The following is a 23,092-nucleotide window of genomic DNA, read 5'->3' as shown; positions in this document are numbered from 1 at the left end:
CAAAGGCTCTAAAGTGTAGCCTCAAGTTTTTGAAAACTCCATTTTCCAGTGCTCTCGTCGCTAATTGCTGTAAGTAGCTTTGCTATTGCTGAGAGGGCCTCCTTTCTCTTGGGTTTTTGCCATATAACCCTATTTCGAAAGGAAGAGCCCTCTCTCCTTGTACCTGACCCTCTATTCCCCCGAAAACATTTTACTCATACGGGGTTTACTCCAATAACAGCACTATCTAACAGGACAGACCCGGAGGGTATAGCACGCCCGCCCGCAAACGCTCGCACCAATCCGGTTTAGCCACCCACCAAGCGGCGCTGGTTCGAACGCCATCAGTTCGACCCGCCACTGGCGCCAATATATTGTTCTTTCCCGCGATTCTCCCACCGCCACCACTACCGAAGGCCCACCACGCGCCGGCAGCAACTCCTCCCAGGCCGGCGCACCCCAGTTCTCCAGAAACCCTTTATCCCCCCGTTTTTGAATAAAGGCTTCGGCTGCCACCGCCCAGCGCCGCACCAGCTCCTTTACAAGAGGTTGCGGTAGCGCAGGTTCGCCTAAAATAACGAGCTTACCGGAATGCGCCGGGAAATACGGGCTGTAGAAACGTAAAACGCCAGCGTTCCCCGTAAGGACGGCAAACGGGTGTCTACGGGTATTTGTAGGTAGGTTCCATAGCAGCTAACCTTGTATTCCCGCACCTCCCGTGGGGAATCTCCCGCCCAACACGCACCGGCGGTAACCAACGCGACCAGCAAAGTCCCCGCCAACCCGCTTCTCAAACCCATAGCCTACCACCTCACTCTTTATTCTCCCACCGCACCTTCGCCCGCTACCCGTAATGATAATCTCCCCAGAAAAAAGAAAAGGGCCGCGTCAACGCAGCCCTATCCGGTAAAAATGCCGCTCCTCAGAAGAAAAACGCCGCGATACCGACGGCGACCAACAAAAGGCCCCCGGCTAGCCCAGCTTTTTCCCCTACCCATTGCGATAAACACTTTTGGCCGAGTTTTATCCCGAGCCATAAAAACAGCAGACTAAAAATGAATACCGTAACGCAAGCAAGAACCACATCCAGCCTGCAGACGCCGGCACCCGCCACAAAATTGTTTAGCGCCAACGCCACGCCGAGAAGGCAGGCCTCCTTTACGTCGATATGCCCGGAATAGTCGGTATCGGCAAGCAGCGGCTTATCTAAAACCTCCTTGAGCCGCCCCACGCCCCGACCAGTCGGTTGGCACGCTTCCCCGCCCCTTTCTTCCGCCTTTTCTCTACCTTTTCTGTAAACCCGGATTATTTCCTGATAGCAAATCCACATACCCATGGCAGCAATTATCACCGCGCCTATTCCCTGGGCCGTGGTGGGCGCGAGAAATTTAGTCAGCCACCGTCCAGCAACGAGGCTAAGAGCCGTCCCGACGCTGGTTACCAAGGCAACCAGCAGGTTTGAAGCAAGCGCCACCCGAATTTTTCGGGTCCCCAAGGCCATTCCCACCCCCAAGTTATCAAGATTCGCCGCCAATAGCAACAAAAGAGCCCCGAAAGCATCCATTCTGCGCCACCCCGCAACTACCTCGTAACCCCAGCCTATGACGGGGCAGCGCATCCGGTTGCTTTCGGGGCTTTACTTCCCGGAACAACTATTTACCCAAGCAGTTCCGCACCACCTTCTCCCTGGTACCGGGCGTACTGCTCCTTGAGGAAGTGCGTCACCGGGCCCGGCTTCCCGTCGCCAACCATTCGGCCGCCAACTGCCACCAGCGGCATAATCTCCAGAAGGGAGTTGGTAAGAAAGGCCTCATCGGCCCTAAAAAGCTCCTCTGGCCGTACCGGGCGCTCCGCCACCGAAAGGCCTACCTCCCGCGCAAGGCGGATAACCATCCCCCTCGTAATCCCGGGCAAAAGACCGCTTGCCACATCAGGCGTAACTAAAGTTTGCTCCCGCACTAAGAAAATATTGCTCACGGTCCCCTCACAAAGATATCCGGTTGTATTGAGAAAGAGCCCTTCGTCCGCGCCCTTTACCGCCGCCTCTTTTTTGCCAAGGATATTCTCCAGAAAATTAAGCGACTTTACGTAAACAAGGGGGGAACGCTCATTCCGGGGAAAGGAAACAAAAACCGCCTTAAAACCCCGCGCGTAGAGTTCCGGAGCGTAAGGTATCCCGGGACGGAAGGTCACGAGTACCAGCGGCGGAGCGCTAGCTTCTGGATAAAGGCCTGTTCCCCGACCGCGGATTACGGTAAGGCGGACGCTGCCCTCCGTAGCCTCGTTCGCAGCTACCGTCTCCTGCACAGCGCAAGCTAATGCTTCGGGCTCCAGCGCCGCCGCAAAACCAAGGACCGCCGCGCCTTCCACCAACCGCCTAACGTGCTCCCTTAGAAAGAGGGGCTGGCCCCCGCGAACCCGGAGCGTCTCGAAAAGGCCGTCCCCGTAAAAGATGGCGCGTTCGAGCGTTAAGAGGCCCTCATCTTCCCGCAAAAGCCTGCCGTCCAGCCACACCCAGCTCATTCACTCACCCCTCAAGGAACCTGCCTTTACCCGCCGCGGCGCCCAGATAAGCCCCGCAAAACTCAAGATGGCGGCCGCGTACATCGGCGCCCGGTAACCCCACCAATCCGTAAGGAGGCCGCCCAAAAAGGGGCCTAAAGCCGCGCACAAATTAATGTTAGCTACCAAAATGCCCGCCGCCGTGCCCCGCTCCTCACCGGAGTGTAAAAGCAGCACCAAAGCACCGATATAGAGCGCCGACCACGCACCCGAGAGGAGCAACTGCACCGGAAAAACCTGATAAAAGTGTCCAAGCAACGGATAGAGCAGGAAAACGCCACCTGAAAGGAAAAGACCGAGCCGGAAAAGACCCGGACCGGGGAAGCGCTCCACAAGAACCATCAGCACCACCTGGCCGGCATAGTTCGCCGTGCCCACCAGCCCGATCCAGAACTTGTCAGCACCGAGCTCCCGCAGGAAGAGCGGGAAGATGATCCAGACGGCGGAAGCGCCCACGTGCCGGAGAAAAAAAGGCCAGTAAACGGCCCGGTTGCGCCAGATAACCGGTAGGTAGCGCGGGGCGGTCGTAACCTGCACCGGCTTGAATTCCTTAAGCCGAAGGCTAATCAGGAAGGCTACCGCGGCCGCCAGAAAACTGAGGAAGAAAAGCAAGTGGTACTTTTTAAAGAAGGCAGCGGCAAGCGACCCGGCAATCCAGCCCATCGCCCCGGAAGAGCTAAATTTACCGATGCCCCCCCGGTTTTCATAAGCAAAAACGAGGAGCGCCCCTGTCGTGATTCCAAGCGCGAAACCGACCAGCGTCCGGACCAGCAACAGGCTCACGACGTCCCGCGCGAGCAATTGCCCGAGAAAGGCTAAAGCGCTTAACGCCAGCCCTAAGCGCACGAAGCGCAAGCGTCCGAAAAGATCGGATGAGCGGCCGAAAATAAAGGCCGCCACGAAATAAGCCAGACCACTCGCCGCACCCACCAGTCCCACGTCGAAGTCAGTGCCGCCAAGGTCCTTCATCAGCAGCGGGATAAAGAGGCGGGAGGCCTCAATCGCTAAATTCAAGAGAAAGCCAAGCGTAATGGGGCTTGCAAACCGGTACCCGATTTCCCCTGCCAAAGGCTCCTACCTCTTCCCCGCGTTTTGCGCTTCCGGCCCACGTGAGTCCGGTTCAATGATCCCTGTCGAGACTACTAGCCGCAGGCCTTCTTCTACCGGGATATTAAGGAAAATCACCTCTTCCCGCGGCACAAAAAGCAGAAAACCGGACATCGGCACCGGCACGTGCGGCACCAAAACCTTAACCAACTCCCGACCAACCAGATCCCTGATGAGGCCGTTAGCCTCCCCCACTAAAAAGCCGACGGCCCAAGAGCCCGGGCGAGGAAACTGGACTAGCACCACTTGCCGGAAGACTTGTTTCCGGTTTTCGCTAAAGGTTTCGACAATCTCCTTGGCCGTTCGGTAGATCGAGTTAACCAGCGGAATTTGCAGCATCACTCTCTCCCAGAGGGCCAAAAGCCGGCGGCCAATAACGTTGGTGGCCAGCATCCCGACGAAAATGATAAGCACCGCAGTAACTACAATGCCCAGACCCGGGATCTTATAAGGAGTAAAATGAGCCGGCAACCTTCCTGCAAAACCATCGACAAACCCAAAGATCTTCCAGAGGACAAAGACCGTTGCCGCAGCCGGCAGGATGACAGCGAGTCCGGTTAAGAAATAATTACGCAGATTCCGTTGCATTTTGTCCTTCTTTTTCCCCAAAAATCATTTCTTTCTTTTGCCTAACGGATGTTGCCAAACTTCGCCACCGCCACTTGTTCCTCTCCGCCCGCATTCGCCGGGATACGTTACCACCTACGGAATACTCCTTATCTTCTCTTTTTGTTCCGCTAGGATCGTCTCGTACTGACCGTTAAGCTCGCCCTGAACCCGCAGCCACTCTTCGAGAAAAGCCGGGTGCCGCTCGACATCAACCCGCACCTTAACGCCAAGTTGCCGCTGGAGAACTTCCTGTGCCTGATCGAGCCGCGCCGCAAAGTCTTCTTTTAGGCTAGCATAAGCATGTTCCGAAGCACGCGCGTAATAGTTAAAAAGGTATTCAAGTTCGCTGAAAATCTGCTTGAGCGCCCCCTTGTTCTTTTTTAGGGCCAGCAAACCCTCCATTGCCCGCCGGTTAGTCTCCCGGGTATTTTCATCGGCAGGTAACTGGATATTCTGTAAGAGAGTCTCCTCCATCCCCTTCTTGACGTATCCCCGCACATTCTCTGGATACCGGTTCAACTCACCCAACAAATCGAAGTTTTTCTCCCGGAGAAAGCGTGCCGCCGCCTGACTTCCTTTGGGCTCAAACTCCATGCCGGAAAGGTCAACTTGGTCCAGGTTCATCGCCCGCACTCTTTCCAACGCTTTCTCGTAAGCGCTCTTAATTTTATCCATCGTCTCTTCCCACCCCATGAATTTTTTACCTATTTAGCCAGTAATTTCCTTTGCGACCCAAAGTCACCAGCAACTCACGGTAGCCTAAAGTATTAATCACCTGTTCAGGACCAAGCCAGCCGCGGCGCGCCACCCCTACTCCGAGTTCAAGAAAATCCATTTGGTCAAGAAGGTGGGCATCACTGCCGATAGCAAACTTTACCCCCTTTTCCGCAGCAGCGCGACAGTGAATATCGTTTAAGTCAAGCCGCTTATAGTAAGCGTTAATTTCCAGCAAAGTCCCCGTCGCCGCAGCAGCCTTAAAAATCGCCTCTAAGTCTATAGCATACGCTTCCCGCTCGCCGAGTAGCCTCCCCGTGGGATGCGCGATGGCGTGTACGTACGGATTGTTAATCGCACTCAAAAGCCGCCGGGTTTGCACCTCCCGGCTCTGGCGCAGGCCAGTATGAATAGCCGCCACAACGAAGTCAAGTTCAGCCAACACCTCATCCGGATAATCAAGGCGCCCGTCCATCCCAATCTCGACCTCAGCGCCACAGAGAAGCTTTACATCCCGGCTTTTGGCATTAAAAGCCGCAATCGCCGCCCGTTTCTTCGCCAAGCCCGCCAAATCAAGCCCGCCCGCAACCTTAAGCGACTGCGAGTGGTCACAAACCGCCACCCATTCGTAACCCAGTTGCCGCGCCTTCGCCGCGATCTCCTCCAGGGAAGCCGAACCGTCACTGTACTTCGAATGAACGTGGCAGTCACCTTTGATCTCTCCTACCTCCACTACCAGGGGTAAGCGCCCCTCCAAGGCCACCTCAACCTCCCCCCTGTCCTCCCGCAGCTCCGGCGGGATGTACGGGAGTCCAACCGCCGCTAATACCTCTTCCTCGGTAGCGCCAGCGATCCGGTCCTCCCCGCGGAAGACCCCGTACTCGTTTACCTTGAGCCCCCGCCGAACCCCCAGCTCCCGCACCCGGATGTTGTGCGCCTTAGAACCAGTAAAGTAGCAGAGCGCCGCCCCGTAGCTCTCCTCCGGCACGACGCGCAGATCAACCTGTAAGCCGTCGGCCGTCCTGATGCTGGACTTCGTAGGGCCGCGGGCAATCGCCTCAGCCACTACCGGCAGCCCAATAAAAACGTCCATCACCGCCTCGGGTTCCCGAGACACGGCCAGGATGTCTACGTCACCAACCGTCTCCCGGTAGCGCCGGATGCTTCCGGCTAAACTTACGCGGCTCACCGGCGCCCGCTCGCGAAGCAAAGCAACGATATGCCGGGCTAGAGGCAAGACCAACCCGAGCGGCCGCCGCTCCTGAACCGACCGCAAAAGCCCGATGCCCCGCAGGATATTCGCCTCGGTTTTGGCCTGAATCCCGGGCAGCCCCTTTAGCCTTCCTTCGCGGGCCAGCCGCTCAAGCTGGGCCACGCTCTCAATGCCCAACTCCTCGTAGAGCATCTTGGCGGTTTTCGGCCCCACCCCCGGCACCTGCAAAAGCTCCACCAGGCCCGGCGGCACCTTCTTTTTCAGCTCTTCGTACTTCTGGAGCGTCCCGGTGGACAGGATTTCTTCTATCTTGCGGGCGAGCTCCTTCCCGATGCCGGGAATCTTGGTAAGCTCCCCCCGCGCCGCAATGGCCGCAATATCCTCAGTAAGGTTCTCAATGTTTTGCGCCGCCCGCTGGTAAGCCCGAATCCGGTAAACGTCCTCACCTAAGATCTCCATAATCTCGGCCATTTGCCGGAAGATCGCGCAGACATCGCTATTTTTCACACCGACCACCTTTTATATCATACCAGAAAAAGCGTCCCGGTAGCAAAAAATGGTCCGCAAGCGCGCTTTCCCACCGGCGCAAAATATTAACGGCACACGCGCTATTTGCAAAAGGTGGTTAGGGAAATACCGCCGCCTCCCCGACGCCATAGTGGTGGAAGGGCCGCTGGCCGGCGGACACCTCGGCTTTAAAGAAGAAGAGCTCAGCGACCCGGCATTTGCGCTTGAACGGTTGGTAACGGAAGTAATTGCGGCGGTAAAACCGTTTGCCGCAGAGGGCCAAAGACCCATCCCGGTAATTGCCGCCGGAGGCATTTATACCGGCGCCGACATCTATAAATTTATCCGGCTGGGCGCTGCCGGTGTGCAGATGGCGACCCGGTTTGTGACCACCGATGAATGTGACGCCGCGCCGGCCTTTAAGCAGGCATACATCAACGCGCGCAAAGAAGACCTGGTGATCGCATCGACCCCCAAAACATGGTCGTTCCCCGGATAAAACAAGTTTTTTACGAAGTGGGGGAACTGGATAAGATTAAGGCCCTCGCCCGGCTGTTAAACTTAGAAGACCCGCAGCTCGCCATTATCTTCTGCCGCACTAAGCGCGAAGTGGACACAGTAGCGCTGAAATTAAGGCAGATGGGGTATAACGCCAACGCCCTGCACGGAGACTTCACCCAAGCCCGCAGGAACCAGATTATGGGCAGGTTTAAAAAGGGGACCCTTGATTTTCTCGTGGCGACCGACGTAGCGGCGCGGGGTCTGGATATTAAAAACGTTACCCACGTCATTAACTACAGCATCCCGCAAAACCCCGAACGTTACGTCCACCGGATCGGACGGACCGGGCGGGTGGGCAATACAGGCATAGCCATAACCCTCGTCATCCCGACAGAGTATAAGTATCTGCAGCTGATCGAAAAAGCCGCCAAAATCAGAATTAACCGGGCGAAACTGCCCCCGGCCCAGGAAGCGCTCAAGGGTGGCGAAAAAATCTCTGCCCGCCGGTAATAAGAACAGCTTAAAACTCGAAAACCTCGCCCGCCGGGGCGAAACGGAAGCAGTCGCCAAAGGCTTGGGCTAATTTGGCAGTCACCGGCAAGCCAGTGCAATGGTTAGCCGCCAGAAGTATTAGGTCCAGGCCCTTCAGGTAAGCGATCGTGGCTTCAAGCTGCGCCGGGTCTGCCGGGCCGAGGTGGGTACCGCCCAAGACTGCGGCCACTTTTTCTGCGCCCGTCACCTGCTGGGCGTGCGCGACGATATTGGCAACCCCGGCGTGCGCACAACCAAGGAGCACCACCAGACCCCGCGGGGTCTGGGCAAAGATGCTTAAGTCATCGGTCACCGTATCTGGTATCCGCTCGCCGTCGCGGACGAGGTACATCCGGGGGTCCCCTTTCTCAAAAGTGGTCCTGCGGGGCACTTCCCCGCTCAACCAGAAACCCGGGAATAGCTCGCGGGGCTCGCGTACCCAAACGAACTCTGCCCCTGCCGCTTCAAGTTCTTCCCGCGCGAACGGAACACCCACGTAGCGGTCCCAGGGAGAAGAAACCCGGTGGGGCGCAAAAAGATCGGGGTGCGCGTAAACCGGCACCTTTCGCCCGATAAACTCGAGTACCGCCCGCAGCCCTCCCGTATGGTCACTGTGCCCGTGGCTTAGCACTACCGCATCCACAGCCTTGAGATCGATACCCAGGAGCGCCGCGTTGCTCACGACCGCGCCGCGCTGGCCGGTATCGAAAAGAACCTTCCGTCCTTCGTACTCCACCCAGAGGCTAAGCCCGTGCTCCCCGAAAATCGGCAGCGTCCGCCCCACACTATTTTCAACCAAAACCGTTACCCGCAAAGCCTATTCCTCCTCACCGTAGTGTCCAAAGCCAAAGCAGGATTTCAAAGGTGATCAGCACCACAATTGCCACCTCAAGCACCAGGAAACGGTGGGTTACCAACTCGTCGCTTAACATGGCGTAGTTCCGCTCGATAACCTCCACCTTCCGCTCGATACTCCGGAGCCATTCCTGAACACGGAAAATCTTCAGGGCTGCCGTGTAAACGCGGGCATAGAAGACATCCTCTGTCACTTTAAGCGCGTTCTGAACCCGCTCCGTAATCTCCGTGACCTCGACGACTAACTCCATCATCTTCCGCATGATCTCACGGTACTTGTGGAGGCGGCGGTAGCCACCCCGACCCGCCTCTTCAATCGCATCGTACATCGCGGCCACTTCTCGGTCAAGCACGCTATCATAGTACCTGAGCTCCAAGAGTTGCGCGTTAGCGAACTCAAGGAGGTCGGGAACATCGGTGCTCCCGGCCGGATCACAAACTAGCGCCGCGTCCCACGTAATAATAGCGGTATCGTCACCGTAAGAAAATTGGTTGCGGAGCGTTTCCCGCCTCATCTCCCGGCTCACCACGCCGGGTTCCCCCAAGAGCAAAGGGACCGGATCCCACTCCCGCGGCCAGCTTTGAAAAAAATATACAATAAAGTCCTCCGCAAAACCGGTAAAACCCACCCCCGCTAACGCTGGTTGCAGGGCATGGACAAGCTCATCCCGGTAACTCATAAAGAGAGGCTCAAAATCCCCCACATCGCCAAGCAATACCGATAGTTTCCGGAGATCGTCATAACCAAAACGTTCGGGTAGCAGGAGCCGGACAACTATCGCGAGCACCCCAAAGTCGTACAGCCTGGCACTCGGCACCGCAGAAAACTGCCAATTTCCGACCCGCACCGGGCGCCCCGCAAGCTCCACCGTTAACGGCGGGTTCTTGAACTCAAGAGCCTTTGGGCGTACCCGCGCCAGCCGTAGCCGCGAAACAGGCTTTTCTACCGCAAGTAATTCTTCAGCTTGTAGCAGGTCGATCTCCTGCGCTACATCATAAAGCCGGTAGAGCCATACCGAACCGCACGTCACTTTTCCCACCGCGAAGATACCGGAAAACCCCTGCTCCCGGTAACCATTTCGTCCATATTATTCCTCCCCGTAAGGGTTAACGTACACTATACCGGTGCCGTTAGCTCCACCCTAACCTGCCACGGCACCTAACCGGCTACCCTGCCGTGTTCCCCGCCGTTCCAATTCCCGGTCTATCCGGGCAACAACTGCCGCTTTGGATATCCCCCAGCGGGGCGATAATAGCAGGGCGTCGTCGGTAACGTCCCCTACCACCCGCAGGATCACCATGGCCGGCGAAAGTTCCTCGATGAAGTCGCAGGCTAAAGAGACGTACTCCTCCACGCTCAGGGTCCGAACCTCGCCCCGTAACCACCACGCGGCAAGTGGCGTACCCTTGAAAATCTGCAGGTGGTGCAGCTTGACCCCGTCAACCCCAGTGGCGTTCAGGGCAGCGGCCGTCGCAAGCATGTCCGCTGCCGTCTCCCCCGGCAGCCCTAAAATCACGTGCGCGCCGATATAAATGCTCCGCCCGCGGGTCCGGGCTACCGCATCCACAAAAGTGGCGAAGTTGTGCCCCCGGTTGATCCGCTGGAGTGTCACGTCGTGACAGGATTGCAAGCCGTATTCCACCCAGACCATCCAGCGGTCTGTGTAGCTCTGGAGCAGATCAAGAACCGGGTCGGGAACACAATCGGGCCGCGTGGCAACGGCCAGCCCCACCACCTCAGGGTCAGCAAGCGCTTCCTCGTATACCCGGCGCAGCTCCGCCACCGGCGCGTAGGTATTGGTGTAGGCCTGAAAATAGGCTATATAACGCCCTGGACCCCGCTGGTGTCCTTTAAAGCGGTGTATTTGCTCCGTAATCGTTAGTCCGCATCCGGAAAAGGGACTAAAAGCCGGGTTAAGGCAAAAGACACAGCCTCCCGCACCCACTGTGCCATCACGGTTCGGGCAGCCGAAACCCGCGTCAAGCGGGATTTTCCGCACCGGTCCCCCAAAACGTTCTTTCAAGAAGCGCCGGAACGTATAGTAACGCTTCTCCATTCACGATTTCTCCTTAACCTCCGGGAATACCCGGGACAGGAAGGCGTGCGCAGTAAGGATTTTAACCCCCTGGTATTCACCTACCTGAAGCAGATGCCTGTCTTGAGAGACAATGTAACCGGCCCCGCCGCAGACCGCACACTCAAGTAGGCGGTTATCTGAAGGGTCCTCTTTAATAACCCGCAGGCGAAAATCCGGCTGCACCAACGTCATGTTCTCGCGGGACAGGAGTTTCTGTATCGCCCGTTCGCGCCGGTCAACCGCTTCCTGCGGGCCAAAACGCATCCGGTTGAAGATGTGCAGGTACTCCTCCCGCAAAGCGGGACTTATCAGGACGTCGATTTTACCTTCCAACCAGAGACTTATCAGCCGGCCAGAAGCTTTAACCGGGTTGATAAGTCCCCCCATCACCACGTTGGTATCCACCACGATGCGGGGACGTAAACCGCGGCCCTCTTTTCCCGCCACCGGAACCCCGCTGTAGGGGCGTTCCGAAAGAGCGGCCGGACGGCCCTTGGCACTCGGGACCGCCTTTTTGTGGTAAAATAGGCGTAAAGGGGTGAGCATCCTCTGGATAAGCGCCTTTATACCTTTTGCCTGGCCATCCTTCCGGTCATGATCTGCTCGGGGATGGTCTACTCCGTCCTGGCGCTCTATTTTGCCAATCTCGGCGCCACTACCAGTCAGATCGGGCTGATTTATACCACCGGTGCCCTCACTGGCGCCCTTACCGGGCCGCTCCTCGGCCGTCTTGCCGACCGCTACGGGCGGAAGCCCGTGATCATGGGCGCAATGCTTAGTTTTTTGCTCGTTTTCCTCGCGTACGCCTTTATGCGCCGCATTCAACTCGCCTTTCCGATCCAGGCCGTGGAAGGTGTCGCCTGGGCGGGACTGGGCGCGGCGGCGACGGCGCTGGTTGCGGACCTTGCCCCGCGTAGCCGCCGGGGCTGGGCGATAGGGATATACGACCGTACCTGGTTTCTCGGTTGGATCGTGGGACCCACCTTCGGCGGCCTCGTGGCGGAACACCTCGGCTTTCGCCAAACCTTTCTGATCGCTAGCAGCCTGATTCTGATCGGCTTGGCCATTTTGCTCCTCTGGGTAAAGGAACCGCCCCCTCCCGGAGCAGGCTGACCGAACCCCACCCCGTTCGCCCCTATTCTGCGCGCTTAACGCTTGTTTTTTAGGCATTTGATTCTCCTTTCCAGAAATCACCGCCGAATCGTAAAGTCACTAAACTCGCCGCGCCAATCTTCCCACGTCACCTTTACCTCCGTCACCCGCGCCGCCGGCGAACCTTTGTGGCACCAGGCAACCAGCCGTTCGACAGCCTCCCGTTCTCCCTCAAAAACCGCCTCTACCGAGCCATCCGGCAGATTTCGCACCCAGCCGGTAACACCAGCCGCAACCGCCTCCTGCTGGGTATAACCACGGAAATAAACACCCTGAACTTTTCCCCTCACAATAACGTGTGCCCGTGCTCGCGCCATCTTTTCACCCCCGACTTCTTCGCCTTTCCTGCTGCGGCACGTAGAGTTCCCGCCAAAGCCGGCCCGGCAAAAGCGCCCGCAACCGGACCGCATCGTACCGCCACTTCCCCGTAAAAGGGCTCTTAAGCCAATCACGCGGGTCAACGCGTGGCCGGTCCGCGTAGTGAACAACCCGGCGGGTTTTCAGCCACCGCCGCACTAATTCGTCTTCACCACTATTTACAACCGCTTCCCGAAGCGATAACGCCCTGTCCGTTGCCGGACAACAGAAAAAGGTCTGGCAGACAAAAGGCCGTACCGGGTAGACCCTGCAGGTGCGCGCCTGCCGGTCAAGGAAAATGCAGTAACCGTCCCCGAGGCGGCGCAGGGTGATATCCACAACCGGACCGGTAACAGCAACATGGCCGTAGCGGCTCAAAAAATCGCTTAAAGAAGAACATCTAGTAGCCCCCGACAACAAAAAGGCATCGATAATCGTAAGCGGCGCCCGCTCCGCACAACAGCGGTCGCAACCCCGGCAGGTCCGCGCCTCCGGCCGCCGCACCCGAGTAAGCTCAAGCCCTATAAAGGCATAGTTCAGAGCATCAAGATAATCCTGGACGGTCGCCTTTTTCGCCGTGATAACCAGGTCGTATCCCTGAGCCGCCCCAAAACGTTGTAAGAGCACCTTGACCGCCAACCGGATCCGTTCCCTTCACACACCCCGCTTTAACCTTAAGTATAGCGTAAATGCCAGGGGAACGCTAACCAAAACTTTAGGGGCCGAGCTCGCACCATGATCCCCGTAGGCAGAGAATAGCGTACCGCCCACTCGATCAACTCCCGAGCAGCCGCAAGACCTTCCCGGGACTGCGCCCGGGCCACATACCAATCTGCTAGCCACAGAGTGCAGATAAACCAGGGGTTTCCCGGCACCCGGGCGACATCGTCGCTGCGGCGGAAATAGTAGTCGTTGGCGTACTGCGCCACGCCGTCTACTTCTGTTTTAACCCATAGACCATCGCGAACCGCTTCCATCGTTCGCACCACGCGCGGGTCGGTTGCCGGAAGCACCCCGAACCCCCAAACGCCCCACAGACTTGCATCGAGGGTATAATCCGGCGTCGCCTTCGCCCCGGCTGCCGGGTAAAGACCGCGGATAAACCGGCCCAACTCTTCGCTGTAAAGTTCCGTCAGAATCCCAGTTTTGACCGCCTTCCGGACCCAGTTTTCCCAGTAAATGGCTGTGCGCCGCAAAAGCGTTCCTGGCCCTTCATTCAGGACAAGCGCATTCTTTTCCCAAATCTCGTGGAAGTTTCGGCCCGCTACCACCAAGAAGAAGAGCACTTCCTTTCCCTGTGGCGGGATTTCCGCTGCTAACTCCACCGTGCTGTTAACCGCCCCCTGATCGGTAGGGTTGCTCAGTAGCACCCCGTCTTCGGCATCCGCGCGGCTCCCCTGCCCTCCCGGGAAGCGCTTGCGGATGCTGTACTGCTTAATGCCCTGCCCACCAAAACGCCCGTTCAGGAGAAAATAATAGTCGCGCTTGTAGTGACGAAAAATAAAAACAATTGTCTAAAAATCTTCAGGAAGAGAATGAGAAATAGCTTGACATTTTTATCCCAGTTAGTAAAAATTTATTTGGGTTTTGCAATCATAGTAGCAAGGAAATTTTCGGTAAACTATAAAAATTTTTATTCCGGTTCTTCACGCACTACAACACCGAAAGGCGGAAGCAACCATGAAGATCACTGAAATTATGAATCGTAACGTCCTCACCATCTACCAGGATCAGCCGGTTTCTCAGGCTGTTTACCTGATGGAAAAGCATAAAGTTGGGGGGCTTGTTGTTTTAGCACCAGACGGCACCTTAGCAGGAATTGTAACTTCGCGTGATCTGCGTGGCGTCCCGGTAAGCCAGCCAATTAGCGAAATAATGTCTCGCGATCTTACAGTTATTGACCCCACAACCTCGTTCTGGGAAGCGATGGACATTATGAACCAAGCAGGTGTTGAACGGCTGCCGGTCGTCACTGCTAAAAAACCTATCGGTATTGTTACCAAGATCGATCTTCTCACCACTATTGCCCGCCATACAGATTCCCTCACCGGCCTTTATACCGCTGCCTATCTTCGGGATACGGCGGAACGGCTCTTACAGACGGCGCCAGAGATCTGCATCATTTTTCTTGATATTGATGATTTCGGATTGATCAATAAGCTGCTCGGCCACTCTCAAGGAGACCAGTGCCTCCGGTTGGTAGCTAATCTTTTATGTTGCCAGAGCAAACCCGGACAGGACTTCCCCTGCCGCTACGGTGGCGACGAGTTCGCCGTGGTAAGCACCCGACCCCTGGAAAATGCGGTTAGGTGGGCAAAACAATTAACCGAAGAAGCAGAAAGAAGTTGCAAATCCGTAGCTCTTAGCCTCTCGGCAGGGATAGCCGGCGGTCGGCGCCGGAGTTTCCGCCCCGGGACCAACCCGGCGGACGTGGTGGAAAGCCTAATCAACTTAGCCAGTTTGGCTTCTACGCGCGCTAAGCTTAAACGTTCTAGAATAGAAGTCGCCAGCGGCAAGCCACCGCTTCTGAATTAGTTCCTAGTTACTTAAGTCAAGCCGCAACGTAGCAGCTCCTTTAAGGTAAAGGTGTTTAAGTTCCCGCTGGGATTTTTCCGTATTAACGTGCATTAGCACCCTAAGCACCTTTCCCGTGGCCCCAGGCACATCGATTTCCTGCGCGCAAAGAAGAGGTACGTACCGCCAGCCTAATTCCCTTGCCGCCAAAGCAGGAAACTCTGCGTTCAAGTCCGGTGTCAGGGTAAAAAAGATACTTGCAATATCCTCGATCTCAATTCCGTTCTCCCGAACAAGCGCTAAAAGCAACTCTTTGGTAGCCGCAATGATTTCCTCCCGCGTATTTCCCGCGACGGTGATCGCTCCCCTTATCCCGCGAACGCGAATTGGCCTGCACACTCCCTTCACGAAATTTCAGCGCCCGTTATACTTGCGCTCCAGGGCAACCCGGTAACGCGCGAGTTCTTCGCCGATCCGAAAAAAGAACCGCTCCATCTCGTACCTGCTGAGCACCACATTTTCCGGCTCGAGGATCTCGATTTTTCTGAATTCCTCGCGAAAGACCAGCCGCACCAGATCATCCATACCTTCCGCTACCACCGTTAACTCTAGCGGCGCGAAGGCAACCTCCGCCCCCGTAACCTCATCGGTAACGGTGTACACTTCCCAGGACATGTTGATATCCTCAATGCGTATCCCCTGCAGCGGTACGTTTCGGAAAAGCGCAGCCTGTTGCTCCCGCGTATCCTCTGCCGCCTTCTCTGTCGTCTTACCGCCAAACAGAAACCGCCCCCGTTTGCTTACCCCGCGAAAATCGAGGCGGATGCGCGCCCGAATAATCTCTCTTTCCAACAGGTCGATCCCTGTAAGGCTTTTGACCAATACGAATTCCCCCTTACACCCTATAATAACAATCCATTCGCGCTAAGCCAGCAAATTCCTCCCTGCCGCGCCTTTACCCGCCTCACTCTACCAAAATTTGTCCAGAAGACCAAGTCATAGAGAATACTAACTGCCCGTGCCCCCAACTACCTTTATTCTTTGACTTTGCTTCTTGTCTCGGAACCCGGACCGAGGCCAACCGCTTCCCTTAGCGCCGCCACCTCATCTTCGCTCAGGTACCGGTAGGCACCGGGACGCAGCCCTTCCAAACGCAACCGGCCGATACCAACCCTCTTAAGACGCAGCACCGGGTAGCCTACTGTCGCACACATACGCCGTATCTGCCGCTTGCGTCCTTCCCGCAGCGTAATCTGCAAAAGCGTGCGCCGTGGCAGCCTGCGGAGCACTGTCACCTCCGCTGGCTGCGTCGGACCGTCTTCCAAGAGCACTCCCTCGCGGAGCTGCCGGACGGCCTTTTCCCCAACAGCACCCGCAACCCATACGTGATAGATCTTCAGCACCTTATACCGGGGATGAATCAGGCGGTTGGCTAACTCGCCGTCGTTAGTGAGGAGAAGCAACCCTTCGCTCTCGTAGTCGAGCCGCCCTACCGGATAGACCCGCTCCGGGACCGCCCGCAGAAAATCGCTTACTTTGGGCCGTCCCTGGGGGTCGTAAAGTGTGGTAACAACGCCCACCGGTTTGTAAAAAGCGAGATAAACGCGCCTCTTCTCAAGAAGCCGCTTCAAATAAACCGGCTTGCCGTCGATCTCCACCACGTCCCGCGCCGGGTCGATCTTCACCCCGGGCCGCGCCACGAGCCGCCCGTTAACCTTTATCCGTCCCGCCCTGATCAGCATTTCAGCCCGCCGCCGCGAAGCCACCCCTGCCCGGGCCAAAAGCTTATGCAATCTCTCTTCCGCCAAAATGCCATCACCCGGGAAATATTATACCCGTAACGGCGAGAACGGGCTACCTCTTCGCCGCCAAGGACGCCCCCTTTCAGCCCAAAACCCTGTTAAGCTAAGGCTCCCTTTTTGCTGGCGCCACAGACCTTTCTGCCCTACCGGAAAAAGAGCCGCACGAAGAAGACCGAAGCCAAAAAAGTAGTGAAGTCGGCCAAAAGGCCGGTTACAGGGGCGTAACGGTACTTTTTCACCCCGACCGAGCCAAAGTGAAGGCTGAGCACGTAAAAGGTCGTGTCGCTCGAACCCTGCATCGTCGAGACCAGCCGGCCCAGCAATGCTGTCCGGTCCGTGGGTGCGGATAATATCCGTGGCGATGCCGAGGGCCGCGCCACCCGAGAGCGGCCGCATAACCGCGTGGGGTAAAACTTCCGGCGGGATGCCTAGCGGTATGAGGACCGGCGCCAGCAGGTGCGCCATCCCCGCCATCGCTCCCGAGGCGCGGAAGACGCCCACCGCCACCAGCATCGCCACCAGGTAGGGGATCGTTTTCACCGCCACCGCGAACCCCTCCTGCGCCCCGTCAACAAAGGCTTCGTAAACCGGCACGCGGCGGCAAAAAGCAGCCACCAGCACCAAAAGCAAGAGGCCAGGGATTACCCATTCCGCCGTCACAGTTATAAAACCGATCATTCAGGCCGCCTCCCGGAACCGCTTATTTGGCCTGCGCCTACTTACTTTTTCGTATAAAACCGCCGCAGCACTGCATCGGCAAGCACCGCCCCCGTCATCCCGCAGGCCGTTGATAAAATCGTGGTGCCGATAATTGCCGCCGGCTCACGTGAGCCGTAAAGTGCCCGGATACCAATTACCGTAGTGGGGACCAGCGTGAGGCAGGCAGTGTTGAGTGCTAGGAAGGTGCACATCGCTGGCGTGGCCTCCTCCGGGTGCGGGTTCAGTTTCTGCATCTCCCGCATAGCCGCAAGCCCCGCGGGTGTCGCGGCATTGTCCAGTCCCAGGATGTTTGCGGCAAGGTTCAAAATGATTGCGCCGACGGCCGGGTGGTTAGGCGGCAGCCCCGGAAAGAGCAAACGGACCAGCGGCCGCACCAAGCGAGACAAAAACGCGACCAAGCCCGCCGCTTCCGCCACCCGCATTACCCCGAGCCAGAAGGTGGTGATGGCGATTAAACCAAAGGAGGTATCCACCGCTGTTTTCGCTCCTTCAAGGACCGCCGCGGTGACCGCCTCGGCCCTGCCCTTAATCATCGCCATGATAACGCCAGAAAGCATGAGGAAAAGCCATAAAAGATTAACCACCAGCGCACCCTCCAGAACCCGGAGCTAGTCCCGCACCTCCGGCAGGCCCATCATCTAAAGCTTATTTCCCCGGAGGTAGCGTTTAGAAGCACGCGCAAAAGGGATGCCGTCTCACTTTACCCACAATAGTCCTTAATCTCTCAATGACCGGTGTAAGACCTCTTGACTTTTTATCCTGGCATTTTTACAATTATAATGAACATATGCTCATAACAAGCGAAGGAGGTGAGCTTCATGCCCTGGGGATACGGCTACGGCTTCGGCCGGGGATTTGGCTTCGGTCGCTGGCACGCGGCACCCTGGTGCCGGCGGCGGTTCTGGGGAGTGCCCTACTGGTACGGCTTCCCCGCGGAGAAAGAATTCTTAAAAAACGAAGCCTCTTTCCTGCGGCAGCAACTTGAGGCCATCGAAAAGCGGCTGCAAGAGCTACAAAAGCAGGAGTAACAGAACGAAGGGGCTGCCCGCAAAAGGCAGCTCCGCCAATTTTTCCGGAAGCAAAAACCACCGGTTTGCAGGCGGCCTTAAACCGCCGGCAGCAAGCAGCTAGAGCAGCGCCAGTGCCCCCTCCCAGATATCCCGCAGCGCCTTCCCAGCCGCGCCGGCCGTCGCTTCCGTTATCGGTTGGTGCGCCAACTGGGCTTTTACAACCGCGCGGGCAAAAGGGATGCGCCCGAGAAAAGCGGCACCGGCGTCATGACAGTACGCCTCAATCGCTGCGCTCATTTCCAGGTCGACATCGGCCTTATTCACACAGACGCCGACCTGCACCCCGAAATGGCGCGCTAGCTTCAGGACACGGGTAAGATCATGCTTACCTGCAGCCGTAGGTTCGGTTACCAGCACGGCCAGATCGGCACCCGAAAGAGAGGCGATGACCGGGCACCCAATCCCCGGTGGGCCGTCTATAAGCAGATACTTCCGCCCCGTTTCCCGCGCCAGGTAGCGCGCCCTTTCTTTCACCCGCACTACCAATTTGCCACTGTTCTCCTGCCCGACACCTAATTCCGCATAAACAAAAGGGCCGTAGGGAGTGGTAGCGGTGTAAAGGTGGCCGCTCAACCGCTCCGCCAGCGTGATTGCCCCTGCCGGGCAAAGATGGTAGCAGACCGCGCAACCCTCGCAGACGGTCTCGTCCACCACCCCGTCTTCAATGGCGTCAAAGCGGCACCGCTCGGTGCACATCCCGCAGTGGGTGCACTTTTCTTGGTTTACCACCGGTAACCGCCCGCCGTAAAACGGCTCCTTGGTTAAAACGGTCGGACTGAGCAGCAAATGGAGGTTAGCCACGTCGACATCCGCATCAGCCAGCACCAGATCCTTCCCCAGCGCCGCGAAAGCACCCGTCAGAGTGGTCTTTCCAGTACCCCCCTTACCGCTGAGCACCACGATCTCGCGCACGGGCAACTACCCCCTCAATCTTCCGCCAGAGCGCGCGAAAGACCCCCCGCCAGGCTGGCAGGCGCTCCGTAAAAGGTACCCCGGCCGCACCGGCGCGGGCAATTTCCAGATCAAAAGGAATCTCTGCCAGCACCGGTATGCCGCGCTCCCGGCAGAAATCCCGCACCTCACTATCGCCCAGATCAGCCCTGTTAATCACCACACCGCAGGCGATACCTAAAAGATCCAGCATGGCCGCCACCACTTCCAAATCGTGGCGGCCAAAGGGCGTGGGTTCGGTCACCACGAGGCCGAAGTCCGCGCCCCGTACCGCCTGAACCACCGGACAGGACGCACCGGGCGGGCAGTCGATGATAGTATGGGCTGTCCCCCACTCCCGCCGGCGGAGCGCCTTGATCAAAGGCGAAACCAGCGCTTCACCCACCCGGAGCCTTCCGCCGCCAAAGATGTTCTTGCCTACTCTCCCCTCCGTAATAACGCCGATCTCCCTTTGCCCTTCCGTCAGCGCACCGGTAGGACAAAAGTAGGTGCACCCGCCGCAGCCGTGGCACATTTCCGCGAATACCAAAACCGCGTCACCGACTAAAGCGAGAGCATTGTACGCGCACACCTCTACGCACCGGCCGCAACTGTTGCACTTGCCCTCCTGAAAAACGGGGACCGGCAGGTAAACCGGCGTAGTCTTACTGATTTCCGGATGCAACAGGAGGTGCGCGTTTGGCTCCTCTACATCGCAGTCAAGGAGGCAGAGTTCCTCGTCCAAAGATAGCGCGAGGTTAACCGCAACCGTAGTTTTGCCTGTGCCCCCCTTACCGCTGAGAACGGCCACGATCACCGGTTATGGCCCCCGCAACCGCCGCCGCAGCGTCCGTGGCCATGCTCCTCCGTGCCGTGATCGCAAAGCGACGGCCCGGTAGCTAGCCTGCCCGCAAGGAAAGCATCCAGCGCTTTATCCACCCTTCCCCGCACGCCGACTAACGGCACGACACCGCGCGCCAGAAAAAGCTCCTGCGCTCGGGCGCCGATGCCTCCCGCGATAATGTGGGTTACGCCTAAATCGGCAAGGTAACCGGGTAGAAACCCGGGCTGGTGCCCTGGATTCGGGATAACCGTCTTCGCCTTTACCTGACCGTCAGCAATCTCCGCCAGCGTAAATGCGGGGCAGTGGCCAAAATGCTGCGCCACGTAGCCGTTTTCCGTTGCCACCGCTACCTTCACCTTACTCCCCTCCTTTCCGCAGGCTCATCTGCCGCCCGCGCCCCATACCCATACCCGGACGCGGCACTGGTTCATCCCGGACCTCTTTCAGAGCGCCCTTTTCGTAAGCGGCCACCGCTTCTTTAACCGTGCCGCGGGCACCGGTAAAACACCGGATTCCCGCCGCCTGTAAAACCCGGTAGGCGTTGGGACCGAGACTTCCCGTAACCACTACGTTGACCCCCTGGTCTACCACCGCCTGGGCCGCTTGAATGCCAGCCCCGCCACCTACCCCACTGGCAGGGTTCGCCATCGCCTGCCAGGATTGGGCCGCCGCATCGTAAATAACAAAGTAAGCGCAGCGCCCGAAATGCCCGTCTACCGCCGCCTCCGGTCGCGCTGCCGTAGCCGACACCGCAATTTTCATACCGTCACCTCCTAACTCAGGACGTTATCGTCTTCAATAATGGGCCGCTGGTGATTAATTATAGGCCATTTTTGAGCATATGTCAATTACTTAGATAGGAGGTTTCGGAGTGGGAGTTTCACCTCAGCCGATAATTTGCTCGTCCGGATTCAGAAGAAAATCTGGCTGCCCGGCAGGTATAGAATAGCGATCCCGCCTCTTTAAGATGAACACCAGCGTGGCAGACGAAGCAGAGTATAAATCTTAAACCGCAGGCAGTTGGGGGTCGTAGATGAAGTACTGGTTGCGCCCCGAGTGCTTGGCACCGTAAAGCACGGCATCCGCTACCGCGAGGATCTCCTCCACCGAGTCCCCGTGTTGCGGGAAAGAGGCAATCCCGACGGAAATGGTAAAAGGAGGGTTAGCGTTCTGCGCCACAGCAGCGATAACGCGCTCGGCCACGCTTGCAGCTTCCTGAGCGTCAGTCTGCGGGAGCAGAACCGCAAACTCGTCCCCACCATAGCGCCCGATAACGTCATTTTGGCGCAGGTTCGCCTTCGCCAGGATAACCACCTGCTGCAGGCACTGGTCACCCACCTGATGCCCAAGGGTATCGTTTATCTTCTTGAAGCCGTCGATGTCCATCATCAGCACACTGAAAGGCCGCCGGATAACCTTCGCCTGGAGCAGCACCTCCTGAGCCTTTTGGAGAAAATAGCGCCGGTTAAGCGCCCCGGTTAGGTAGTCGGTTGTTGCCGCCCTCCGCAACCGTTCGTTCACTGCCCACAGATCAGCCGTCCGCAGGGAAACAAGGGTATCGAGGTTTTCGTTGACCCAGCGCAGGTTCCCCTGCACCTGCAGCAGGCGGAGAAAAGGCTCCTTAACGGCCACCAGGAAAACCGTGTGAAAAAGGAGAAAAACACAATCAGCTTATAGATAATGGGCTAAGTAGTTAAAGAACTCGCTGCCGTGAAGGGCCAGAAGAGACGAGACAGTGCTCGCCAAGAATACCCCGGTCACCCGCACCATCATAACGTAAAGCAATTCCCCGCTCCGGAAGTACTTCCAAAATATAATGTAAGATTGCACCCCCCGTTAGCAAAGCCGCTATGAACTCTAAATTTCCGGCCGTACTAAGCAAGTTGGTTGTTCCGAAACTAATAGAACCTGAAACAGAACCGAATTTAAGAACTATAGTACTAAAAGCAGCTGCCGCCACCAGACCTAATACTAGCAATAAATAACGGAGCGCAGGAGTCGTCCGCCGCGTTTCCCGGATCATCCCGCCACAAAACAACCCTACCGCAGCGAAAAGGCGTCCCCCCACCCAGAAAAGGATGGCCTTAACGCTGCTCTTCGCCGCAACAAAGTCCGGCAAGGCAGAAATAGAAAACGCGTAAGAAAGCTCAAAAACGGCCACGCCGAGAAAAAAGACGCCGAGTACATAGTGTTCCAGTCGTTCACTCCATTGTACTGCGTACCAAAGTACTAAAAAGACACCGAGAGATAAAGCCGTCGTCAAAACTTCACCCGCCAAATGAAGCAGCATCTCCGGCAGCCGGTCATGAACTGCATAAATGCCGGTTCCGAAAAGTGTAACTACAGCGTAGAAAAGGCAAAAGTAAAGAAATTCTTTTCTTGTAGCCTACACGCGCATCCTTTCCAGAAGTCACGGAACCTTTTCTTTACGTTTTTCGACACTTATTGGCAAACTCCTTCCGTGGCGCGTAGGCAGCTACCAGAAAGAAACAGCAGCACCGCAACGCCGCACCAGGAAAAGTAAAGGGGAGCGTGCCCCGCAGTTGTGTGCGGCCGCTCCCCTGCGAATTCTTAAACCCTAGACTTCTACTGCTGGCCGGCCTTCCGCTGCTTTAGCGTCTCAATCTTTTCCAGTACCTGGGGGTAAGCTCTAATAGACGCTCCGCAAAGTGATTTCCCTCAACGGGAATCAGCCGGCTATTTTCCCCTTTTACTGTTAAAAAACCGACCGGCTGGACCGAAACGCCAGCCCCACTTCCCCCGCCGAAAGGCACCTCCGCGTTCGCTTGACCACCCTGCTCACCGGGAAAGGCGCTCCCACCCGCGGCAAAACCACAGGTAACCCGGGAAACTGGGATGATGATGGTGCCGTCCGGCGTCTCCACCGGGTCCCCTACCACCGTATTAACATCGACAATGCTCCGGATATTTTCCATCGCCGTTTTCATTAGGCCTTCAATCGGGTGCTCCAAAGAGTTCACCTCGCGCAAAGTTTGGCCTTGTCCCATTTCGGGTGGCACTCACGTTGACCACGCCGTTTTCAGGGA

30 protein-coding genes and 1 pseudogene are annotated in these 23,092 nt (G+C 57.2%); 5 read left to right on the top strand and 26 right to left on the bottom strand.

Features of this window, described 5'->3' with window-relative positions; genetic code table 11:
- Positions 1 to 222: 222 nt before the first annotated feature.
- The 7 genes from ACUVTA_RS02055 to polX form a co-directional block, all read right to left on the bottom strand.
- A complete protein-coding gene (locus ACUVTA_RS02055) occupies positions 223 to 510 on the bottom strand; it encodes a hypothetical protein (RefSeq protein ID WP_445951324.1) in 288 nt (95 codons plus the stop codon).
- A gap of 391 nt (positions 511 to 901) precedes the next feature.
- Complete coding sequence (gene ytaF / locus ACUVTA_RS02050) at positions 902 to 1,543, bottom strand: sporulation membrane protein YtaF (protein ID WP_445951323.1); 642 nt, start codon at positions 1,541 to 1,543, stop codon at positions 902 to 904.
- A 92-nt stretch (positions 1,544 to 1,635) separates the two neighbouring features.
- Positions 1,636 to 2,502 (bottom strand): aminotransferase class IV, encoded by an 867-nt coding sequence (locus tag ACUVTA_RS02045; protein ID WP_445951322.1) that lies wholly within the window; start codon positions 2,500 to 2,502, stop codon positions 1,636 to 1,638.
- Positions 2,503 to 3,609: an MFS transporter gene (locus ACUVTA_RS02040; RefSeq protein ID WP_445951321.1), complete on the bottom strand. Its 1,107-nt coding sequence runs from the start codon at positions 3,607 to 3,609 to the stop codon at positions 2,503 to 2,505. It lies immediately after the preceding gene.
- 6 nt (positions 3,610 to 3,615) lie between these two features.
- Entirely contained in the window at positions 3,616 to 4,236 is a 621-nt protein-coding gene (locus ACUVTA_RS02035) for a DUF502 domain-containing protein (RefSeq protein WP_445951320.1), read from the bottom strand.
- Between the two features lie 114 nt (positions 4,237 to 4,350).
- On the bottom strand, positions 4,351 to 4,932 hold the full coding sequence (locus ACUVTA_RS02030) for a DUF6657 family protein (protein ID WP_445951319.1): 582 nt from the start codon (positions 4,930 to 4,932) through the stop codon (positions 4,351 to 4,353).
- Between the two features lie 25 nt (positions 4,933 to 4,957).
- Positions 4,958 to 6,691, bottom strand: coding sequence for a DNA polymerase/3'-5' exonuclease PolX (gene polX / locus ACUVTA_RS02025; RefSeq protein ID WP_445951318.1), 1,734 nt, complete (start codon positions 6,689 to 6,691; stop codon positions 4,958 to 4,960).
- 49 nt (positions 6,692 to 6,740) lie between these two features.
- Between polX and ACUVTA_RS02020 the strand changes: the two genes are divergently transcribed.
- Together ACUVTA_RS02020 and ACUVTA_RS02015 are read left to right on the top strand one after the other, a co-directional pair.
- Positions 6,741 to 7,190 carry an NAD(P)H-dependent flavin oxidoreductase gene (locus ACUVTA_RS02020; RefSeq protein WP_445951317.1) on the top strand — a complete coding sequence of 150 codons (450 nt, stop codon included), beginning with the start codon at positions 6,741 to 6,743 and terminating at the stop codon, positions 7,188 to 7,190.
- The gene (locus ACUVTA_RS02015) at positions 7,172 to 7,702 is read left to right on the top strand and encodes a helicase-related protein (protein WP_445951316.1); all 531 of its coding nucleotides are present in this window, start codon (positions 7,172 to 7,174) and stop codon (positions 7,700 to 7,702) included. Before ACUVTA_RS02020 ends, ACUVTA_RS02015 begins: the two co-directional genes overlap by 19 nt.
- A gap of 10 nt (positions 7,703 to 7,712) precedes the next feature.
- Here ACUVTA_RS02015 and ACUVTA_RS02010 read toward each other — a convergent pair whose 3' ends face one another.
- From ACUVTA_RS02010 to ACUVTA_RS01995, 4 genes are all read right to left on the bottom strand, one after another.
- Positions 7,713 to 8,537 carry an MBL fold metallo-hydrolase gene (locus tag ACUVTA_RS02010; RefSeq protein WP_445951315.1) on the bottom strand — a complete coding sequence of 275 codons (825 nt, stop codon included), beginning with the start codon at positions 8,535 to 8,537 and terminating at the stop codon, positions 7,713 to 7,715.
- 13 nt (positions 8,538 to 8,550) lie between these two features.
- Positions 8,551 to 9,609 carry a hypothetical protein gene (locus tag ACUVTA_RS02005; protein ID WP_445951314.1) on the bottom strand — a complete coding sequence of 353 codons (1,059 nt, stop codon included), beginning with the start codon at positions 9,607 to 9,609 and terminating at the stop codon, positions 8,551 to 8,553.
- A 111-nt stretch (positions 9,610 to 9,720) separates the two neighbouring features.
- Positions 9,721 to 10,635, bottom strand: a complete 915-nt coding sequence (locus tag ACUVTA_RS02000; RefSeq protein ID WP_445951313.1) for a TIGR01212 family radical SAM protein — start codon at positions 10,633 to 10,635, stop codon at positions 9,721 to 9,723.
- Positions 10,636 to 11,103, bottom strand: a complete 468-nt coding sequence (locus ACUVTA_RS01995) for a putative toxin-antitoxin system toxin component, PIN family (protein ID WP_445951312.1) — start codon at positions 11,101 to 11,103, stop codon at positions 10,636 to 10,638.
- Between the two features lie 102 nt (positions 11,104 to 11,205).
- On the opposite strand from ACUVTA_RS01995, the gene ACUVTA_RS01990 reads away from it, so the two are divergent.
- Positions 11,206 to 11,769, top strand: a complete 564-nt coding sequence (locus ACUVTA_RS01990) for an MFS transporter (RefSeq protein ID WP_445951325.1) — start codon at positions 11,206 to 11,208, stop codon at positions 11,767 to 11,769.
- 77 nt (positions 11,770 to 11,846) lie between these two features.
- Here ACUVTA_RS01990 and ACUVTA_RS01985 read toward each other — a convergent pair whose 3' ends face one another.
- The 3 genes from ACUVTA_RS01985 to ACUVTA_RS01975 are packed head-to-tail and all read right to left on the bottom strand — an operon-like array spanning position 11,847 to position 13,535.
- Positions 11,847 to 12,125, bottom strand: a complete 279-nt coding sequence (locus ACUVTA_RS01985; protein WP_445951311.1) for an acylphosphatase — start codon at positions 12,123 to 12,125, stop codon at positions 11,847 to 11,849.
- A gap of 4 nt (positions 12,126 to 12,129) precedes the next feature.
- On the bottom strand, positions 12,130 to 12,804 hold the full coding sequence (locus ACUVTA_RS01980) for a YkgJ family cysteine cluster protein (RefSeq protein ID WP_445951310.1): 675 nt from the start codon (positions 12,802 to 12,804) through the stop codon (positions 12,130 to 12,132).
- 35 nt (positions 12,805 to 12,839) lie between these two features.
- On the bottom strand, positions 12,840 to 13,535 hold the full coding sequence (locus ACUVTA_RS01975) for a hypothetical protein (RefSeq protein WP_445951309.1): 696 nt from the start codon (positions 13,533 to 13,535) through the stop codon (positions 12,840 to 12,842).
- Positions 13,536 to 13,845: 310 nt separating this feature from the next.
- On the opposite strand from ACUVTA_RS01975, the gene ACUVTA_RS01970 reads away from it, so the two are divergent.
- A complete protein-coding gene (locus ACUVTA_RS01970) occupies positions 13,846 to 14,700 on the top strand; it encodes a CBS domain-containing protein (protein WP_445951308.1) in 855 nt (284 codons plus the stop codon).
- A gap of 3 nt (positions 14,701 to 14,703) precedes the next feature.
- On the opposite strand, the gene aroH is transcribed toward ACUVTA_RS01970, so the two are convergent.
- From aroH to ACUVTA_RS01945, 5 genes and pseudogenes are all read right to left on the bottom strand, one after another.
- Complete coding sequence (gene aroH, locus ACUVTA_RS01965) at positions 14,704 to 15,078, bottom strand: chorismate mutase (RefSeq protein ID WP_445951307.1); 375 nt, start codon at positions 15,076 to 15,078, stop codon at positions 14,704 to 14,706.
- A 15-nt stretch (positions 15,079 to 15,093) separates the two neighbouring features.
- Positions 15,094 to 15,561 (bottom strand): hypothetical protein, encoded by a 468-nt coding sequence (locus tag ACUVTA_RS01960; RefSeq protein WP_445951306.1) that lies wholly within the window; start codon positions 15,559 to 15,561, stop codon positions 15,094 to 15,096.
- A gap of 152 nt (positions 15,562 to 15,713) precedes the next feature.
- Complete coding sequence (locus tag ACUVTA_RS01955) at positions 15,714 to 16,487, bottom strand: pseudouridine synthase (protein ID WP_445951305.1); 774 nt, start codon at positions 16,485 to 16,487, stop codon at positions 15,714 to 15,716.
- 137 nt (positions 16,488 to 16,624) lie between these two features.
- Positions 16,625 to 17,159, bottom strand: a pseudogene (locus ACUVTA_RS01950) (spore maturation protein).
- 41 nt (positions 17,160 to 17,200) lie between these two features.
- Positions 17,201 to 17,785, bottom strand: coding sequence for a nucleoside recognition domain-containing protein (locus ACUVTA_RS01945; RefSeq protein ID WP_445951304.1), 585 nt, complete (start codon positions 17,783 to 17,785; stop codon positions 17,201 to 17,203).
- Between the two features lie 234 nt (positions 17,786 to 18,019).
- Between ACUVTA_RS01945 and ACUVTA_RS01940 the strand changes: the two genes are divergently transcribed.
- On the top strand, positions 18,020 to 18,229 hold the full coding sequence (locus ACUVTA_RS01940; protein WP_445951303.1) for a DUF5320 domain-containing protein: 210 nt from the start codon (positions 18,020 to 18,022) through the stop codon (positions 18,227 to 18,229).
- 99 nt (positions 18,230 to 18,328) lie between these two features.
- On the opposite strand, the gene ACUVTA_RS01935 is transcribed toward ACUVTA_RS01940, so the two are convergent.
- The 7 genes from ACUVTA_RS01935 to ytfJ all read right to left on the bottom strand — a co-directional run bounded on the left by ACUVTA_RS01935 (position 18,329) and on the right by ytfJ (position 23,017).
- Complete coding sequence (locus ACUVTA_RS01935) at positions 18,329 to 19,183, bottom strand: ATP-binding protein (protein WP_445951302.1); 855 nt, start codon at positions 19,181 to 19,183, stop codon at positions 18,329 to 18,331.
- A complete protein-coding gene (locus ACUVTA_RS01930; RefSeq protein ID WP_445951301.1) occupies positions 19,155 to 20,018 on the bottom strand; it encodes an ATP-binding protein in 864 nt (287 codons plus the stop codon). Before ACUVTA_RS01930 ends, ACUVTA_RS01935 begins: the two co-directional genes overlap by 29 nt.
- Positions 20,015 to 20,401, bottom strand: coding sequence for a NifB/NifX family molybdenum-iron cluster-binding protein (locus ACUVTA_RS01925; RefSeq protein ID WP_445951300.1), 387 nt, complete (start codon positions 20,399 to 20,401; stop codon positions 20,015 to 20,017). Before ACUVTA_RS01925 ends, ACUVTA_RS01930 begins: the two co-directional genes overlap by 4 nt.
- A gap of 1 nt (position 20,402) precedes the next feature.
- Entirely contained in the window at positions 20,403 to 20,807 is a 405-nt protein-coding gene (locus ACUVTA_RS01920; RefSeq protein ID WP_445951299.1) for a NifB/NifX family molybdenum-iron cluster-binding protein, read from the bottom strand.
- 243 nt (positions 20,808 to 21,050) lie between these two features.
- Positions 21,051 to 21,677: a GGDEF domain-containing protein gene (locus ACUVTA_RS01915; RefSeq protein WP_445951298.1), complete on the bottom strand. Its 627-nt coding sequence runs from the start codon at positions 21,675 to 21,677 to the stop codon at positions 21,051 to 21,053.
- 61 nt (positions 21,678 to 21,738) lie between these two features.
- Complete coding sequence (locus ACUVTA_RS01910) at positions 21,739 to 22,335, bottom strand: MASE3 domain-containing protein (protein WP_445951297.1); 597 nt, start codon at positions 22,333 to 22,335, stop codon at positions 21,739 to 21,741.
- A 322-nt stretch (positions 22,336 to 22,657) separates the two neighbouring features.
- On the bottom strand, positions 22,658 to 23,017 hold the full coding sequence (gene ytfJ / locus ACUVTA_RS01905) for a GerW family sporulation protein (RefSeq protein ID WP_445951296.1): 360 nt from the start codon (positions 23,015 to 23,017) through the stop codon (positions 22,658 to 22,660).
- Positions 23,018 to 23,092: the final 75 nt, after the last annotated feature.

The sequence above is a fragment of the Thermodesulfitimonas sp. genome, assembly GCF_052743955.1.
This window is presented reverse-complemented; position numbering and strand designations above follow the sequence as displayed.